The organism is Bradyrhizobium sp. Bra64, assembly GCF_024519875.1.
Classification (GTDB): Bacteria; Pseudomonadota; Alphaproteobacteria; order Rhizobiales; family Xanthobacteraceae; genus Bradyrhizobium; species Bradyrhizobium japonicum_G.
Window position 1 is genome coordinate 926,954 of the sequence record NZ_JALJRD010000001.1, and the last position, 17,923, is coordinate 944,876.

At 65.1% G+C, this 17,923-nt stretch carries 19 protein-coding genes; all 19 read left to right on the forward strand.

Features of this window, described 5'->3' with window-relative positions; genetic code table 11:
* On the forward strand, positions 1-430 hold a 430-nt coding region (locus NR187_RS04485), incomplete at its 5' end, for a flagellin (RefSeq protein WP_256805836.1).
* A gap of 271 nt (positions 431-701) precedes the next feature.
* On the forward strand, positions 702-1,619 hold the full coding sequence (locus tag NR187_RS04490) for a flagellin (protein ID WP_211387292.1): 918 nt from the start codon (positions 702-704) through the stop codon (positions 1,617-1,619).
* A 298-nt stretch (positions 1,620-1,917) separates the two neighbouring features.
* The gene (gene fliF, locus NR187_RS04495; RefSeq protein WP_211387291.1) at positions 1,918-3,546 is read left to right on the forward strand and encodes a flagellar basal-body MS-ring/collar protein FliF; all 1,629 of its coding nucleotides are present in this window, start codon (positions 1,918-1,920) and stop codon (positions 3,544-3,546) included.
* Entirely contained in the window at positions 3,543-4,247 is a 705-nt protein-coding gene (locus tag NR187_RS04500; protein WP_211387290.1) for a hypothetical protein, read from the forward strand. Before fliF ends, NR187_RS04500 begins: the two co-directional genes overlap by 4 nt.
* A gap of 6 nt (positions 4,248-4,253) precedes the next feature.
* Positions 4,254-5,579, forward strand: coding sequence for a MotB family protein (locus NR187_RS04505; protein ID WP_211387289.1), 1,326 nt, complete (start codon positions 4,254-4,256; stop codon positions 5,577-5,579).
* Positions 5,576-6,772 carry a chemotaxis protein gene (locus NR187_RS04510; protein WP_256805837.1) on the forward strand — a complete coding sequence of 399 codons (1,197 nt, stop codon included), beginning with the start codon at positions 5,576-5,578 and terminating at the stop codon, positions 6,770-6,772. The genes NR187_RS04505 and NR187_RS04510 overlap by 4 nt, the downstream gene beginning before the upstream one ends.
* Positions 6,769-8,124, forward strand: coding sequence for a flagellar hook-length control protein FliK (locus NR187_RS04515; RefSeq protein ID WP_256805838.1), 1,356 nt, complete (start codon positions 6,769-6,771; stop codon positions 8,122-8,124). Before NR187_RS04510 ends, NR187_RS04515 begins: the two co-directional genes overlap by 4 nt.
* Positions 8,075-8,656 carry a transglycosylase SLT domain-containing protein gene (locus NR187_RS04520; protein ID WP_256805840.1) on the forward strand — a complete coding sequence of 194 codons (582 nt, stop codon included), beginning with the start codon at positions 8,075-8,077 and terminating at the stop codon, positions 8,654-8,656. The genes NR187_RS04515 and NR187_RS04520 overlap by 50 nt, the downstream gene beginning before the upstream one ends.
* 120 nt (positions 8,657-8,776) lie before the next feature.
* Positions 8,777-10,006 (forward strand): flagellar hook protein FlgE, encoded by a 1,230-nt coding sequence (locus tag NR187_RS04525; RefSeq protein ID WP_256805841.1) that lies wholly within the window; start codon positions 8,777-8,779, stop codon positions 10,004-10,006.
* A gap of 34 nt (positions 10,007-10,040) precedes the next feature.
* Entirely contained in the window at positions 10,041-11,516 is a 1,476-nt protein-coding gene (gene flgK / locus NR187_RS04530) for a flagellar hook-associated protein FlgK (RefSeq protein ID WP_256805842.1), read from the forward strand.
* 3 nt (positions 11,517-11,519) lie between these two features.
* Positions 11,520-12,566, forward strand: a complete 1,047-nt coding sequence (locus tag NR187_RS04535; RefSeq protein WP_211387283.1) for a flagellar hook-associated family protein — start codon at positions 11,520-11,522, stop codon at positions 12,564-12,566.
* Between the two features lie 68 nt (positions 12,567-12,634).
* On the forward strand, positions 12,635-12,979 hold the full coding sequence (flaF, locus tag NR187_RS04540; RefSeq protein WP_211387282.1) for a flagellar biosynthesis regulator FlaF: 345 nt from the start codon (positions 12,635-12,637) through the stop codon (positions 12,977-12,979).
* Entirely contained in the window at positions 12,979-13,389 is a 411-nt protein-coding gene (gene flbT, locus NR187_RS04545) for a flagellar biosynthesis repressor FlbT (RefSeq protein WP_211387281.1), read from the forward strand. The genes flaF and flbT overlap by 1 nt, the downstream gene beginning before the upstream one ends.
* Positions 13,390-13,403: 14 nt before the next feature.
* A complete protein-coding gene (flgD, locus tag NR187_RS04550; protein ID WP_211387280.1) occupies positions 13,404-13,826 on the forward strand; it encodes a flagellar hook assembly protein FlgD in 423 nt (140 codons plus the stop codon).
* Complete coding sequence (gene fliQ / locus NR187_RS04555; RefSeq protein WP_018453982.1) at positions 13,823-14,089, forward strand: flagellar biosynthesis protein FliQ; 267 nt, start codon at positions 13,823-13,825, stop codon at positions 14,087-14,089. Before flgD ends, fliQ begins: the two co-directional genes overlap by 4 nt.
* A 76-nt stretch (positions 14,090-14,165) precedes the next feature.
* Positions 14,166-16,247, forward strand: coding sequence for a flagellar biosynthesis protein FlhA (flhA, locus tag NR187_RS04560; protein ID WP_211387279.1), 2,082 nt, complete (start codon positions 14,166-14,168; stop codon positions 16,245-16,247).
* A complete protein-coding gene (gene fliR, locus NR187_RS04565; RefSeq protein ID WP_211387278.1) occupies positions 16,244-16,996 on the forward strand; it encodes a flagellar biosynthesis protein FliR in 753 nt (250 codons plus the stop codon). The genes flhA and fliR overlap by 4 nt, the downstream gene beginning before the upstream one ends.
* 6 nt (positions 16,997-17,002) lie before the next feature.
* Positions 17,003-17,422 (forward strand): hypothetical protein, encoded by a 420-nt coding sequence (locus NR187_RS04570; RefSeq protein ID WP_211387277.1) that lies wholly within the window; start codon positions 17,003-17,005, stop codon positions 17,420-17,422.
* Complete coding sequence (locus tag NR187_RS04575) at positions 17,419-17,895, forward strand: rod-binding protein (RefSeq protein ID WP_211387293.1); 477 nt, start codon at positions 17,419-17,421, stop codon at positions 17,893-17,895. The genes NR187_RS04570 and NR187_RS04575 overlap by 4 nt, the downstream gene beginning before the upstream one ends.
* Positions 17,896-17,923: the final 28 nt, after the last annotated feature.

The following is a 17,923-nucleotide window of genomic DNA, read 5'->3' on the forward strand; positions in this document are numbered from 1 at the left end:
CACGATCGGCTCCATCACCGTGACGACCGCCAACTACTCGCTCTACACCAGCACGCAGAACGGCCTTCTGGACACGGCGGCCAGTTCGAGCGCTCCGTCGATCGACACGATCAACATCTCGGCGCTGACCGACTCGGCGGCTGACCAGACCCTGCTCGATGGCTACATCGCGCAGGTCACCGCCGGGATCAATTCGGTGGCCTCGGCCGCCGCCAATCTCGGTGCCGTCAAGAACCGCATCGCGACCAACACGGACTTCGTGAAGTCGCTGATGGACTCCGTGGACCGCGGTGTCGGCCAGCTCGTCGACGCCGACATGAACCAGGAGTCCACCCGTCTGGCGGCTCTCCAGGTCCAGCAGCAGCTCGGTGTGCAGGCGCTCTCGATCGCCAACAACAGCAGCCAGAGCATCCTGTCGCTGTTCCGCTAAGCCTTCAACCATCCAGGCGAGGGCCGCGCTTCTCGCGAAGCGCGGCCCTTTCGTTTGGCGCGACGTCCTGCGCGCCGTCATTTCGGCAGCCCTGTTGCCGAGGGGGCACAGAGCCACAAGCCTCGCACAAGCTTCGCTCGCTAACATCGCCACTACGACAGGTTGGGCCTAACGCGCATTTCCGCAGCCCAAAGGCATGACGCCGCCCTGTCGTACCGGTGCAAGCCCGGTATGTCCCCCAAGCTCAATTCAATCTCAAAGGGACATCAAAATGGGTTCTAGTCTGCTTACCAACTCCGCCGCAATGACCGCGTTGCAGACGCTTCGGAACGTCAGCTCCAGCCTGCAGACGACCGAAAACCGGATCTCGACCGGCCAGCGCGTCTCGACCGCCTCGGACAACGCCGCCTATTGGTCGATCGCGACGTCGATGCGCTCCGACAACGCCGCGCTCTCGGCAGTCTCCGACTCGCTCGGTCTGTCGGCCGCGACCGTCGACACCGAATATACCGCTCTGACCTCGGTCATCGGCGACAAGGACTCCGGCCTGACCAAGCTCCAGGCGCTGCTGGTCGAAGCCAAGACCGCTGGTATCGACCGCACCAAGATCCAGGCTGACATCACCCAGATCCAGCAGGATATGAAGCTCAAGGCCAATTCGGCGACCTTCAACGGCGTGAACTGGCTGAGCACGACGACCGGCACCACGCCGACGAGCTTCAACCTCGTGTCGTCGTATTCGCGCGTCGGTGGCACGCCTACGATCGGCTCCATCACCGTGACGACCGCCAACTACTCGCTCTACACCAGCACGCAGACCGGCATCCTGGACACGGCGGCCAGCACGACTGCTCCGTCGATCGACACCATCAACATCTCCGCCCTGACCGACTCGGCGGCTGACCAGACCCTGCTCGATGGCTACATCGCGCAGGTCACCGCCGGGATCAATTCGGTGGCCTCGGCCGCCGCCAATCTCGGTGCCGTCAAGAACCGCATCGCGACCAACACGGACTTCGTGAAGTCGCTGATGGACTCCGTGGACCGCGGTGTCGGCCAGCTCGTCGACGCCGACATGAACGCGGAATCGACCCGCCTTCAGGCGCTGCAGACCCAGCAGCAGCTCGGCGTTCAGGCGCTCTCGATCGCCAACCAGAACAGCCAGAGCATCCTGTCGCTGTTCCGTTAAGCCGCGGCTTCGAAACCGGCCGTGCTCCCAAGGGAGCACGGCCTCCGCCATGGACGGCGGATCCGGTGGCACAAGACGTGCCCGCAATCGACCTCCCGACGCCAGACTCGACCCAGTACGTATCGCCGATCGCGCTGTCATTCGCCCGATCGCCCGCACGTTGCCGCCGATCGCGTCGTTCACTCGCTTGCAAAATTGCAACGCCTCGCCGGCGAACCGGCACATTCGCATTCTCGCGCAACCTTCAGACAAGGTTGGCAGCGGAGTGTCCTCTACGTTCGCATCGGTACGAGGTCACATGCTGCTCAGTCGTGCGCAGATACAGCAACTGCTCAACAACCTTCTGGAGCTTGGGCCGCGACGCCTGATGGCCCTGGGACTGATCGGCTTTGCCGTTCTCGTCACCGTCGTCGGCGGCGCCTATTATCTGAGCCGGCCCGAATTCGAGACGCTCTATACCGGCCTCAGCCGGGAAGACGTGACGCGGATGGGCGCCGCGCTGCGCGAGCAGAACATCACATTCGACGTCAATACCGCCGGCGATGCGGTTTCGGTGCGCCCGAGCCAGACCATGCAGGCGCGAATGCTGCTCGCCGAGAAAGGGCTGCCGACCAGCGCCAATTCCGGCTACGAGCTGTTCGACAAGATCGGCTCGCTCGGCCTGACTTCGTTCATGCAGGAAGTCACGAAGCTGCGCGCGCTCGAAGGCGAGATCGCACGCACGGTGCAGTTGATGAAGGGCGTCAAGGCCGCAAGGGTGCATATCGTGCTGCCGGTGCGCGGCTCGTTTCGTGCCACCCAGCAACCGCCGTCGGCCTCGGTCGTGCTGCGTACCGACGGTGCGATCGAGGCGCGCACGGCGCAGTCGATCCGTCACCTCGTCGCGGCCGCGATTCCAGGCATGACCCGCGACAAGGTGACGGTGCTGGATGCCGACGGTTCGATGCTGCTGGCCGAAGACGACGAGGCGAGCGCCGCGCCGACCAAGATGGCGAACCTCCAGAAGACGGTCGGCGGGATGGTGCAGGAGAATATCCGCAAGGCGCTGACGCCGTATCTGGGCCTCGACAATTTCGAGGTGAGCGTCGCGCCGCAGCTCTCCACCGACAAGCGGCAGATCAACGAGACCGTCTACGATCCGGAGACCCGCGCCGAGCGTTCCGTCCGTAACGTGCGCGAGAAAGAATCGTCGCAGAACGCGGATCGCTCGACGCCGACTACGGTGCAGCAGAACCTTCCGGACCAGCAGGTCAACGCCGGCGGCACCAAGAACTCCAGCGAGGACAAGACGCGCCGCGAGGACGTCACCAATTTCGAGGTCTCGTCCAAGACCACGACGACGGTGAGCGACGGCTATCTGGTGAAGAAGTTGTTCATCGCGGTCCTGGTCAATCGCGCGCGCCTCGTCGCCGACCTCGGCGACAAGAGCAACCAGGCCATCGTCGACAGCAAGCTCGCCGAGATCAGCCAACTCGCGGCGACGGCGGGTGGGCTGGACAAGCAGCGCGGCGACCAGATCCAGGTAACGGCCGTCGACTTCATCGAAGGCTCGCGCGAACTGGCGCCGGTGCCGCCGATCAGCTTCGTCGAAATGATCAACAAGCAGCTCGGCAGCGTCATCAACGCGGTGACGATCCTGGCCGTTGCATCGATGCTGGTCTGGTTCGGGCTTCGCCCCGCGGTCAACGGCATTCTGACCCATCGCGCTGCGCAGGAGCAGACCGAGGCGGCAGAAGCTGCCCAGCTCGAGGCCGCCGGAGCCCTTGCATTGGCTGAAAGCGAGGAGGCCGAGCTCAACCTCGTCGAAGATCTCGAAGGCAAGATGCAGCGAACGCCGCAGAAGCGGCTGGAGCAGATCGTTCGGCTCGATCAGATGCAGGCGGCAGCGATCCTCAAAGACTGGATGCGACGCGAGGAGGCGGCATGAACGCGGCAATCGGAAAACTTCTGACGCAGTTCGACGCGAACGGCCGGGCCAAGTCGCCGCCGCCTCCGCCGCCCAAGATCCAGGACGTGCTGACGAGGCAGAAGGAGGTCCGGCGCGAGCCGCAGCCCCAGCCTCAGCTTCAGGGTCAACCGCAGCCGCAGCCTCAGCCTCAGTCGCCGTCTCCCGCTCCGAAGGCGGAAGCTCCGTCGGCCAACCTTCTGGACGATGCCTATCGGCGCGGCCATGCCGCGGGCGTCGCGGAAGGCGACGCCCGGATCGCCGAGGAGCGGGTGCGCAGCGCGATCCGGCTCGGCGAGGAGCGGGCCAAGTGGTCCGACCAGCAGGCGGTCGCGGTCGTCAGTGGCTTCGAGACGGCTTGCCGCGAGATCGAGACCAACATCGCGAGCTCCGTCGCACGGATATTGCTGCCGTTCCTGGCTGAGGCGGTCCGCGACAAGGCGATCGGGTCGCTGGTGGAGCAGATTGCGGCGCTGACCGGCAATTCGCCGGTGCCGGTGTTCAAGGTCACCGGCCCGAGCGAACTGCTCGACCTGGTGAAGATACAGCTCGATACGGCCCGCCGAACGGGTATCGAGTACGAGGCCGCCGAGACCTTCGAGGTCCGCGTCGTCGCCGACCAGACCGTGATCGAGACTCAGCTCTCGGCCTGGAGCGAACGCCTGAAAGAGGCGCGCCGGTAGCCCGCCATGAATGAGGTCAAAGCAGAGCTCGTCATCATCCGTCGGCGGAGCGCCTTCGACGACGAGAAGCCGCACGGTGGCGTCTGGAAGATCGCCTATGCGGACTTCATGACCGCGATGATGGCGTTCTTCCTGGTGATGTGGCTGATCAATGCGCTGAACCAGGACCAGAAGCAGGTGGTGGCGAGCTATTTCAATCCGATCAAGCTCGCGGAGAACGCGCCCGCGCCGAAGGGCCTCAAGGATCTCTCCAAAAAGGAGCCGTCGTCGTTCGAAGGCCAGGACGGCAGGCGTCAGCCGGCCGGACCCAGCGAGGAACGTCGCGGCGACTCCCCGACCGCCGAGAAGCCGCCCTTCTACGAGGAGAAGGTCCTGTTCCGCGATCCCTATGCGACGCTCACCGAGATCGCCAACAGCGCCAACCAGGCCTCGGGCCAGCGGCGCGCCGGCGCGCTGACGTCGGCCGAAGAGGACGGCCTCAAGGGTGGCGACGCCTACCGAGATCCCTTCGATCCCGGCTATTGGAAGCTCGCGCCGCAGGCGTCCAAGGATGCCGATCGCATCATCGAGAGCGAGCCCAAGCCGAATGCGTCCGCGCGCGACAATGCGGCCGGGACAGTTCAGGGCGAGCCGCAGGCGCGTCGTGCCAGGGCGGACGATGCCGCCGGAAACGTGGCTCCGAACGCCGATGCTTCGTCCGCAAGCCTGTCGCCTCTGCTGCCGCCGGGGCCTGCGCCGTCGCAGTCTGCACGCGACGGCAACGCGCAGCCGGGCGCCCAGTCTGGCGTTCAAGCCAACGCCGCCGCACCCGCGCGGCTCAACGATACGACAAAGGAGTCCGAGCCGCGCGATGCGGCCCAGACGCAGCAACCGACGGTCAAGCAGCTGCAATCGGCAATCGCAGAGGCGCTGTCGGACATCAAGGCCGGCGCGGGACCGGCGGCCGAGGTGCGTCAGGTCGAGGAAGGACTGCTGATCAGCCTGACCGACGACGCCAGCTTCGGCATGTTCGCGGTCGGCTCTGCTGAGCCCCGGCCGGAGCTCATCCGCGTGATCGACAAGATCGGCCCGCTGCTGACGAAGCGGCCTGGCATGATCATCGTCCGGGGACACACCGACAACCGGCCATACAAATCGGAGACCTACGACAATTGGCGGCTGTCGACGGCCCGTGCGCAGATGGCCTATTACATGCTCGTCCGCGCCGGCGTCGATGCGCGGCGGATCGAGCATGTCGAGGGTTACGCCGACCGGCGGCCCAAGCTTCAGAACGATCCGGCGGCCGCGCAAAATCGCCGGATCGAGATCCTGATCCGGGAGAAGCGTCCTTGATCAAGCCACTGCTCCGCGCCGCGCTGCTGGCGCTGCTGCCGATAACGGCGGCGGGCGCATTTGCCGAGCCGGCACCGGCTCCGGCGCCATCGACATCGGGCGAGCCATATGAGCTCGTGCGCGCATTGCAGGCCGCGCAGGACGGCATCGCCAACGGCGATACTGCGGCGTATGGCAAGCACATCGCGTTGATCCGGCAGATCGGCGAAAAATTTGTCGCTGCGGATCCGGGCGTGTGGAGCAACCCGCAGAACGGCCAGGCCGTCGTCATCTATCTGCTCAGCGGCGGCGGGCCGCAAATCGTCCGCAAACTGCCGCGCGACAAGCTGAACGTCGACGCACGGCTGTTCGATGGTGCGCTTGCCTATGTCGAGGGCCGTCAGGACGAAGCGCGCGAGTTGCTCAAGGACGTCAAGCCGCGCACGATTCCGTCGGGCCTGGGCGGACAGGTCGCACTGGTGCAGGGGGCGCTGTTCGCGCGCACCGAGGCGTCGCTCGCGATCGAGCGCCTGGACGACGCGCGCCTGCTCCTGCCGGGCACGCTGGTGGAGGAAGCGGCGCTGCGGCGCCAGATCCTGCTGGTCGGCCAGGCGGAGGATTTCGACAAGTTCGAGTTCCTGACGCTGGCCTATATCCGCCACTACCGCAACTCGGTCTATGCCGGGGATTTCTGGCAGCGTTTTTCCACGGGCGTGACGCAATCGAGCCTCGCGCTCGACGAGCGCCGCTTTGCGCGGATCGTCACTCTGCTCGAGCAGATCGATCGCGCGAGCCGGCTCAAGCTCTATCTCGTGATCGCGCGCACCGCGATGGTGCGCGGACGGCTGGTCGTGACCCGGCTTGCCGGCGAGCGCGCGCTCGCGCTCAGCGCCGATGCCTCGGCGGATCGCGAGCGCGCGCATTTCTTCCGCGGCGCCTCGCGGGCGCTGACGGACGAATATGACGGCGGTATCGCCGAGCTGAAGGCGCTCGTCCGGTCGAAATTGCCCGAGCGCGATCTTCCGCTCCTGAATGCAACGCTGCAGCTCGCGCTCGATGTCCGCAAGCCGTTCGCGGGCGGAACGGTCGCCGCAGCCGACAAGCCTCCGGTCACGCCGGCGCGTCTCGATCTCGCATCGTCGGCCGCGACGCTCGCGCGCGCGCAGAAGCAGTTCGGCGAACTCGAACTTCTCACCAGGGATCGCCGTCCATGACGAAGCTCAGTGGAACCTCCGGACAGGTGTTTTCGGGACTAGCCGAAAGCCTCAGCATGCGGGGCGCATCGCGCTCCGGCAAGAGTGCCGCGGCGAAACCGCAGGCGGACTCGTCGTTCAACGATCTGCTCCACACCGTCTCGAACCTCGCCAAGCGGGCCCTGAACGATGAGGGCGGCGATACGGCCGTCAAAGCGGCAACGCTTCGGACGGGCCTGGCGCATCAGAGCGACAAGGACAAAGCAAGGGACGAGACGGCGCACGACGGCACCGCGACGGTCGAGGACTCCAAATCCACCGGGAAATCCCCCGCGAAGAAGACCGGCAAATCGTTGGAGAAGCAGGCTCCGGTCGACCCCGGCGAGAAGGCCGACGTCCAGAACCGGCCGGGGATTTCCGCAATCGTCGGACAGGAGATCGCCGCCGCACCGGCCGCGAAGCCGCAGCTGCAAGCAACAGCCGGCGACAAGCAGGATACCCCCGTGCGCGGCGAGCGGTCCTTCACTGCGAAGCGCGAAGTTCAGGTCACGGACTTGACGAAGGCGGCAACGGCCGAGTCCCGCCCGTCTGCTGTCGCTCCGACCGCTGCGCGCTCGCAGGCCGCGGCTCCGCGAGCGATAGACGCCGCCCAAGCGCTATCGACGCAAAGCGAAGAGCCGTCGAAGGCGATGCCCATTGCACCCGGCTTCGAGGCCGTCGCCGCCAATGTCGAACGCGCCGCCAAGGCCTCGGCGCGGGATGCGCTGCCCGAGGCGACCAAGGTCACGGTGATCCAGCAGGAAACCCATCTGCCTCCGGCGCAGTTCAACGCCCCACAACAAATTGCCAATGCCGTCGTCGCCGAGCTGAAGGAATCTCCGGTGCCGGCGGCGTCCGCAGCTCCCGATTCTGCGGCATCCCAGACCTCCGCGCCGGACCAGCCGCTCAAGATCCTGACCATCAATCTCGAGCCGCCCGCGCTCGGCAACGTCACCGTTCGGCTTCGTCTCGTCGGCACCGAAGTGTCCGTCCACCTTGCCGCCGAGCGCAAGGACACGAGCCAGATGCTGGACCAGCGGCGCGACTCGATCCGCGAGCTCATGCAGTCGGCGGGCTACGTCGCCGACGTTGCCCCTGTCCAGCACGGCTCGTTGGATGGATTCCAGAGCGGCACCGGCCAGTCGCAGTCGCAGCTCTCGGGCCAGCAACAGCCGTCGTCGCAGTCGCAAGGCACGTTCGGCGGCACGAGCACGTCGTCTGGACAATCGGACGGCGGCGCGAAGCAGACCCGACAGGAGCGCCAGTCCAACCAGGAGACGCGTCATGACCAGGACGTGGCGCCGCAGATTCGTCGCGGCCCTGTTTATCTGTAACGCCGGCGCCGCGGCAGCGGCGACCGACAATTCGCGCCCTTGCGAGCGCGAGATGGCGCGCGCGTCCCAGCAGCACGGGATTCCGCTCGGCATTCTCTATGCGGTCGGACTGACCGAGACCGGGAGGCGCGGCGCGCTTTATCCCTACGCGCTCGGCGCCGAGGGACAGACCGTCTTCGCCAAGGACATGAACGACGCGATCGCGAATTTCGAGGCGATGCGAGCCAAGGGCATCAAGCTGATCGACCTCGGCTGCATGCAGATCAACCACTATTATCACGGCGACAAGTTCGCCTCGGTGCGGGCGATGTTCGATCCCGCCAGGAACGTCGACTACGCCGCGCGCTTCCTGAAGGAGCTCAAGCAGCGCGAGGGCAGCTGGACAATGGCGGTCGCCCGCTACAATGCGGGGCCCAACAACCGGCCGGCGCAGAAGCGCTACGTCTGTCACATCGTCGCTCATCTCGTCTCCAGCGGCTTCGGCGCGTGGACCGACAAGGCGCGCTCGTTCTGTCGGCCCAAGACCACCTGAAGAGACTACCTGAAGAGACCACCCGAGGAGCGACATCAAGTTGTGCATCGTTCCCGATCATCAGCCTCGCGCAAGCAACAACCCCCATTGTAACTGCAACCTACCAAAGGAGCCCAATTCATGAGCCTGTATGGTGTTATGCGCACCGGAGTCTCCGGGATGAACGCGCAGTCCAACAAGCTGTCGACGGTTTCGGACAACATCGCGAACGTCAACACCACCGGCTACAAGCGGGCTTCGACGGAGTTCTCCTCGCTGATCCTGAAGAGCGGCTCGGGCAATTACGATTCCGGCGCGGTCGAGACCACGGTCCGCTATGCCATCACCGATCCCGGCAACCTCCAGTTCACGACCTCGACGACGGACCTCGCGGTCCAGGGCAACGGCTTCTTCGTCGTGCAGGACCCGAACGGCAACAATTTCCTCACGCGCGCTGGCTCGTTCGTGCCCGACAGCACGGGCAATCTCGTCAACACGGCCGGCTTCCAGCTGATGGGCTACAACATCCAGAACGGTGCCACGCCCACCGTCGCCGCCAACGGCTTCGGCGGCCTTCAGGTCATCAACGTCAACCAGATGGCGCTCCAGGCCGCGCCCTCGACCAAGGCGACCGTGGCGGCCAATCTCGATCCGAGCGCAACCGCGATCGCGGCTCCGGCCGGTCCGGCCAACTACACGTCGAAGACCTCGATGGTGACCTACGACAACATCGGCAATGCCGTGACGCTCGACGTCTACGCCGCAAAGACGGGCGCGAATACCTGGGATATCGAGGTCTACAACGGCGCAACCGCGCTGACGACGAGCGGCCCCGCGACCACGTTCACCTTCGACGTTACGGCGGTCGGCAAGGGTGCGCTGGCCGCCGCGAGCCCGACGTCGCTTTCGGTGGCGATCCCTGGCGGTTCTGCTGCCTTCAATATCGACCTCTCGGCGATGACGCAGGTCGCCTCCGCCTTCGACTTCAAGGCGACCGTCGACGGCAACGCTCCGTCCGCTGTCGAGAAGGTCAACATCGACGACAAGGGAGTGGTCACCGCGGTCCTCAAGAACGGCACCGAACTTCCGAGCTTCCAGATCGCGCTGGCGACCGTGCCGAGCCCCGACCATCTGACGCCCGAAGTCGGGAATGTCTATTCGCCGAACCTGGATTCCGGAAACGTGCAGGTCGGCCTCGCCGGCCAGGGCGGCCTCGGCACGATCCAGTCGGGCGCGCTGGAGGATTCCAACGTCGATCTCGCCGACGAATTGACCTCGATGATCGAGGCGCAGCGCGGCTTCACCGCGAACTCGAAATCGTTCCAGACCGGCGCCGATTTGCTGGACGTGGTCGTCAACCTGAAGCGCTGATTCCCGCAGCGTTCGTCGCCGGCAAGAGCAGATCATGAACCTTACCGCCGCTCTCGAATCCGCCCGCTCCTCGCTCATGGCGTCGGGCATCCAGTCGTCGGTCATCTCGCGCAACATCGCCGGTGCCAGCTCCACCGGCTATTCGCGCAAGATTGCCGTGTTGGACAACCTGCCCGGGACCGGCGTCTACGTGGCGGGGATACAGCGCGCGGCCAGCTCGGGTCTCTACAACAACGTTCTGATCGCGACCTCGTCGTCGGCCAAGCAGAGCGCGATCCATGACGGCCTCCAGAAGATCGCATCTGCCACGGTGGACGATCCGGAACTCGACCAGTCGCCGACGGCGCAGCTCAATGCGCTGAAGCAGGCGCTCCAGCAATATGCCAACGCCCCGGACAACACTACGCTGGCGCAGGCGGCGGTTGCGTCAGCCAAGGACATGGCGACCGCGCTCAACCAGGCGACCCAGACCGTGCAGTCGGTCCGTGAGGGTGCGGATGCCGACATGAAAACGTCGGTCCAGAACATCAACCGGCTGCTCTCCCAGTTCCAGTCCGTCAATACGGCGATCGTGAAGGGCACGATCTCCGGCGACGACGTCACCGACTACCTCGACCAGCGCGACAGCATCGTCTCCCAGCTGTCGCAGGAGCTCGGCGTCACGATGTCGATCCGCACCAACGGAGACGCGGCACTCTACACCGACAGCGGCGTCGTGCTGTTCGACAAGACGGCGCGGACGGTGAGCTTTGCGCCGACCAACGCCTATACGGCCGGCACCACGGGCAATGCTGTCTATATCGACGGCGTGCCGGTGACCGGCGCCAATTCGGTGATGCCGCTGAAGTCGGGCAAGCTGGCGGGCCTCGCCCAGCTGCGTGACCAGGACGCGGTCACCTATCAGAGTCAGCTCGACGAGATCGCGCGCGGCCTGATCAATACCTTCAAGGAGAGTGATCAGTCCGGCGCGGCGCTGCCCGACGTTCCCGGTCTCTTCACCTATCCCGGCGCGCCGGCGATGCCGGCGAGCGCCACCGTCTCAGTAGGCCTCGCAGGCACGATCTCGGTCGCCGCGTCGGTCGATCCGGCCCTGGGCGGCAACCCGGATCTGCTGCGCGACGGTGCGATCAGCGGCAACGCCGCATACCAATACAACACCGCCGGCAACGGCGGCTATTCGACCCGGTTGCAGCAGCTCATCGGCGACATGGATGCGTCGCAGCCGTTCGATGCCACCACGCAAGGCAAGCCGAGCGGCAGCCTGATCGACTTCGCCTCGTCGTCAACGAGCTGGATCGAAAACCAACGCAAGGCCGCGGACGACAACGTCACCTACCAGAACACGCTGCTCGACCGCAGCACTGCGGCGCTGTCGAACGTCAGCGGCGTCAACATGGACGACGAGATGTCCTTGATGCTTCAGGTCGAGCGCACCTATTCGGCGTCGTCGAAGATCATCTCGACCGTCGACGAAATGTTGCAGAGCCTGCTGGCTGCCGTGGGGAATTGAGCCATGATGAGCGCGAACTACATCTCGACGTTGATGCTGTCTTCGTCGTTGAGGTCCTCGATCACGAACAACCAGGCTGCGCTGAGCAAGGCGTCGACGGAGGCAACCACCGGCCGCTTCGCCGATATTGGCCTCGAACTTGGTGCCACGACCGGCAGCGACGTCACCCTGCGGGCGGATTGGAGCTTCGCCGATCAGCTCGTCGATACCAACGGGCTCGTCTCGGGACGCCTGGACGTGACGCAGAACCGGATCACCCAGCTCAGCACGACCGCAACGGACTTCCTCAAGGACCTGATCGCGGCCCGCAGCACCGACGGCGGCGGGCGGATCATCCTGCCGCCTGCGTCCTCCAATCTCCAGGATCTGATCGGCGCGTTGAACGTGTCCTATAACGGCTCGTACCTGTTCTCGGGCATCAACACGCAGAACCAGCCGATCACGGCTTACGCCGCCGGCTCGGCCAGCAAGAACCAGGTCGACTCCGATTTCCTTGCGACTTTCGGCTTCTCGCAATCCTCCGCCAGCGTGAGCAGCATCACCGCCGCTCAAATGCAGACCTTCCTCAACACCAGCTTCGATGCCGAGTTCGCGAGCCCGGCCTGGAACACCAACTGGTCAACGGCCACCGACCAGGTCATGCAAAGCCGGATCTCAACGACCGAGATCGCCGATACGTCCGTGAGCGCCAACCAGGCCGGCTTCCGCAAGCTCGCCGAGGCCTACACCATGATGGCGGATCTCGGGAACACGAACCTGAGCCAGGAGACGTTCCAGGTCGTCGTGGACAAGGCTATCGGCCTCGTCGGTAACGCCATCACGGACCTCGCTGCGCTCGGCGGCAGCGTCGGCACGGTCCAGCAGCGGCTCACCACCGCAACCAGCAAACTGAAGGCGCAGCAGGACATTCTGAACAATCAGATCGTCGGTATGGAGCAGGTCGATCCGGCGGAAGCCTCGGTCCGGGTCAACACCTTGCAGACCCAGATCCAGACGGCGCTCGCGCTGACCTCGCAGCTCCAGAAGATCAGCCTCATCAACTATCTCTGAGTCATAGCCCGTTCGTAAGGCCTGCAATCCTTGTCTTGTTATTCGGTCTCCTGCGCAGAGTTTTCCTGATGACGTTTGAAGCCTATGAAGCGGTCGTCGACGAGAGCGGCTATGAGGCGCGGGGCCGCGAGCGGCAGGCGCTCAGCCTCGGCATCGATCGGCTCGAGCGAATCCAGAAGGGGCGCTTCAGCTTCGAGGATCTGGTCGAGAGCCTGCTCTATGTGCGGCGGCTGTGGACGATCTTCATCGAGGATCTCGCGCATCCGGAGAACGGACTGCCGGACAAGCTGCGCGCCGACATCATCTCGATCGGCCTGTGGGTCGTCAAGGAAGCTGACCGCCTCCGCGAAGAGAAGTCGGACGACGTGATGCAGCTCATCGAAATCAACCGCCTGATCCGAGACGCTCTTTGATGAAGATATCCTTGCGCGCGGGTGAACGGGTCTACATCAACGGCGCGGTGCTGCGTGTGGACCGCAAGGTCTCGCTCGAACTCGTCAACGACGTGATGTTCCTGCTCGAAGGGCAGGTGATGCAGGCCTCCGACGCCACCACGGCGCTGCGCCAGCTCTATTTCATCGTCCAGCTCATGCTGATGAATCCGACCGACGTCCGGGATGCATCGGCCCTGTACGGGCAGCATCACGCGGCCCTGGTCGCGGTGTGCGAGAGCCACGAGATGCTGGTCGGGCTTGGCGCTGTCGACGAACTGGTCGGAGCGACGCGTTACTTCGAGGCGCTCAAGCGGATCCGGGCGCTGTTTCCGGTGGAGCAGGCCATCCTGGCGGGCGCCAAGACCGATTCCCCATCCGAAGCTGCCTGACAGCGGAGAGGCACATGAACGTCACCAGCGCGACCGATAGCACCGGCAAGTCGTCCAGTTCGACCGGTTCCACCACGTCGACGTCGAGCACCGGCGTCGACTACAACACGTTTCTTCAGCTGCTCATCGCCGAGATGAAGAACCAGGATCCGACCAATCCGATGGATACCTCGCAATATATGAGCCAGTTCGCGCAGCTCTCGTCGGTCGAGCAGGCGATGCAGACCAATACGAAGCTCGACGCACTGCTGTCTTCGCAGTCGCTGTCGCAGGCCGACGGCTTGATCGGAAAGACCGTCAGCTTCACGGACTCGACCGGAGCGACCTTCAGCGGCAAGGTCGCTTCGATTTCCATCAACAGCGACGGCTCCGTCGCGACCCTCGAGGACGGCACCAAGGTCGCCGTCGGGCCCGGTCTCACGATCAGCCAGTCATGAATGAACGGGACGCCCTCGACATCGTCCAGGCGGCGATCTGGACCATCATCGTCGCCTCCGGCCCTGCCGTCGGCGCCGCGATGCTGGTCGGCACCATCATCGCGCTGATCCAGGCCCTGACCCAGATCCAGGAGGTGACGCTGACCTTCGTTCCGAAGATCATCGTCATTCTCGTGGTCGTTGCCGTCTCCGGCTCCTTCATCGGGGCCCATCTCTCCACCTTCACCGAGATGGTCTATTCGCACATCGAGCGCGGTTTCTGATCCGGACGGCCCCGGCCACCACCCCCGCGTAAGCTTTGCACGGCAGATTACGCGCCGGATCCTCTGCCGGTGACCCATGGCCGATACGTTAGCTGCTAGCCTGCCGACCCCGCGACGATTGGGCGCCGACGCCTTCTTCGCGGGCGGCATCGTGGCCATGCTCACGATCCTGTTTCTGCCGATTCCGCCGATCCTGATCGACCTCGGCCTCGCCTTCTCGATCGCGCTGTCGGCATTGATCCTGATGGTCGCGCTGTGGATCCAGCGGCCGCTCGACTTCTCGGCCTTTCCGACCGTGCTGCTGATCGCGACGATCCTGCGCCTGGCGCTGAACGTCGCGACGACGCGGCTGATCCTGTCGCGGGGCGGGGAGGGCGAGCAGGCGGCCGGTCACGTCGTTGCCGGCTTCTCCAAGTTCGTCATGGGCGGCGACTTCGTCATCGGTCTGATCATCTTCGCGATCCTCGTCACGGTGAATTTCGTCGTGATCACCAAGGGTGCCACGCGTATCGCCGAAGTCGGCGCCCGCTTTACCCTGGACGCGATCCCGGGCAAGCAGATGGCGATCGACGCGGATCTGTCGGCGGGCCTGATCGACGACAAGGAAGCGCAGCGCCGGCGCCGCGAACTCGAGGAGGAGAGCGCGTTCTTCGGCGCCATGGACGGCGCCTCGAAGTTCGTTCGGGGCGATGCCATCGCCGCCCTGATCATCACGGCGATCAACATCTTCGGCGGCATCATCATCGGCGTCACCCATCACGGGCTGACGCTGTCGCGCGCAGCCGACGTCTACACCAAGCTCTCGGTCGGCGACGGCCTGGTGTCGCAGATGCCGGCGCTGATCGTGTCGCTGTCGGCGGGCCTGCTCGTCTCCAAGGGCGGCACCAGGGGCTCAGCCGAGCAGGCCGTGCTGCGGCAGCTCAGCGGCTATCCGCGCGCGGTGTCTGCCGCCGCGCTGATGATGTTCGTGCTCGCCTTGATGCCGGGGCTGCCGATGGCGCCCTTCCTGCTGCTCGGCGGCGTCATGGCATTCATCGGATACGCGCTGCCGAGGCGGCAGGCGGCGCGGGAGCGGAAAGAGGATGCGCGCAAGGCCGACGAGCGCGCCCAGTCCGAGGCCAAGGAATCCGTCAAGGAATCGCTCAAGACCGCGGAGATCGAGCTGGCGCTCGGCGGCCACCTTTCGGTCCATCTGCTGGGCTCGCGCACCGAGCTCGCGCACCGCGTGGCCAAGATTCGCAAGAAGTTCGCCAAGCAGTACGGCTTCGTGATTCCCGAGATCAAGCTCACCGACAATCTGTCGATCGACCCCAAGGGATACCAGATCAGGCTCCACGACACCCGCATCGCCCAGGGCGAGCTCCGGCTCGGCGAGGTGCTGGTGCTCGTCGACAAGGACGGCAAGCCCGACGTGCCCGGCGAAGAGGTGATCGAGCCGGCCTTCGGCATGAAGGCATTGTGGGTGACCGACGCGTTCACCGACGAGGTCAAGCGGCAGGGTTGCAAGCCGGTCGACAATCTGTCGGTGCTGCTCACGCATCTGAGCGAAGTGATCCGGGCCAATCTCGCCCAGCTTCTGTCATACAAGGATATGCGCGGCCTGCTCGACCGGCTCGATCCCGAATACAAGCGCCTGGTCGAGGACCTCTGCCCGTCGCAGATCTCGTACTCGGGCCTGCTGGCGATCCTGAAGATCCTGCTGGCCGAACGCGTGTCGATCCGCAATCTGCATCTGATCCTGGAGGCCATCGCCGAGATCGCGCCCCATGTGCGGCGCTCCGAGCAGGTCGCAGAGCACGTGCGCACGCGCCTTGCCCAGCAGATCTGCGGCGACCTCTCGGACAACGGCGTGCTCAACGTGGTCCGTCTCGGCAACCGCTGGGACCTGGCGTTCCACCAGAGCCTGAAGCGCGACGCCAAGGGAGACGTCGTCGAATTCGACGCCGATCCGCGCCTGATCGAGCAGTTTGCGACCGAAGCCAGCGCCGCGATCCGCAAGTTCACCGAGAACGGTACCAGCGTTGTGCTGGCGGTGACCCCTGAAGCCCGTCCCTATGTCCGGATGATCCTGGAGCGGGTGTTTCCGACGCTGCCGATCCTGTCGCATGTCGAAGTCGCGCGCAGCGCAGAGATCAGAGCGCTCGGAGCCATATCGTGATCAGCGGCCTCGCCGACAGCGTTCTGGTGACGTTCATCGTGTTCTGCCGCATCGGCGCCTGCCTGATGCTGGTGCCCGGCTATTCCAGCGTCAACGTCCCGGTCCAGGTCCGCCTGTTCGTCGCACTCGTCACAACGTTTGCGCTGACGCCGATCCTGATCGCTGTCCTGAAACCCCTCACGGACAATGCCGCGCCGCTGACGCTCGCGCTCCTGATCGGCTCAGAGCTCGTGGTCGGCAGCGTCATCGGGCTCGGCGGTCGCGTGTTCTTCCTCGCGCTCCAGACCATGGCCACCATGATGGCGGGCGCGATCGGGCTGAGCAACATCCCGGGAACGCCGATCGCCGACACCGATCCTGCGCCGGCTTTGGTGCCGCTGATCATGGCGGCCGTCACCACGCTGTTCTTCATGACCGACCAGCACTGGCAGGTCCTGCGCGGGTTGATGAACTCCTACGACGTCTGGCATCCCGGCGACAGGCTCGGCGGCGGCATGGCGCTCGACCAACTCGTCGGCCGGCTGTCCGAGGCGTTCGTGCTGACGCTGCGGATCACCAGCCCTTTCATCGTCTATTCGGTGATCGTCAACCTGGCGGTCGGCCTGATCAACAAGCTGACGCCGGCGATTCCGGTCTATTTCATCTCGGTGCCCTTCGTGCTGTGCGGAGGCTTCCTGCTGCTCTACCTCACCAGCGACGAGCTCTTGACGCAATTCATGCTCGGCGTCTCGTCGTGGCTGGCGGAGTGACCGGTCATGACGTCGCGCGCGGACAAGCTCGGCCGGATGGTCTCGCTCGTGAAGCTCCAGCTCCGGCTGTCCGAATGGCAGCTCGCGCAATTGCGGCAGCAGGAGAGAAGCTTGCAGGACGAGCAGGAATGGCTGGTCGGGACCCTGAACGACGGGACGCCCCCGGCGGGATCATCGAGCGAATCGATCGCGCGGCGCTTGAGCAGGACGAGCGTCGGCGCACGCGCGGTTCAGGCCCAGGCCTCGCAGCAGCTCGACCAGGTCCGCGCGGAGAGCCGCCGTATGAAGCAGCTCGAACAGGTCGCGAAGGCGGCACTCGCGGAAAAGCTTCGCGACGCCGAAAAGCGATCGCTCGAGGAGATGACGGGAACCAGCCTCATTGTGCGCGAGTGGACGCCACGGCCAGCCAACCGGACCAAGACATGATCGTAACAGCGACAACCGACCTCGTTCTCGACGTTCTCGATGCGGCCGACCCGGTAGCGCAGCGCGCGGCGACCGCCAAGCTCGACGGGCTGAAAGCCTCCGATGCCGATTTCGCCGCCACGATGGATGCGGAGGTGGGCAAGGCTGCGGCGGCGGCCGATCAAGCGGCGACGAAGCTTTCGGAAGCGCAGCCGGGTGCGGTGAACGGGGCTCCGGTGCCGGTGATCAAGGCGCCGGCTTCGGGCGAAGTGTACCGGAAGTTCGAAGCTTTCATTCTCCAGACCTTCGTCGAGACGATGTTGCCGAAGGAGTCGGAGGAGGTCTTCGGCAAGGGCACGGCCGGCGGCGTCTGGAAGTCGATGCTGGCGGAGCAACTGGGTGCTCAGCTGGCGAAGGGCAAGGGAATTGGCATTGCCAAGCAGCTCGCCGCCGCGCATCCGGCGGGGCCTGACGTTACGGGCAAGGGCGGATGACGATCCGGAAATGGAAGACAGAAGTTGA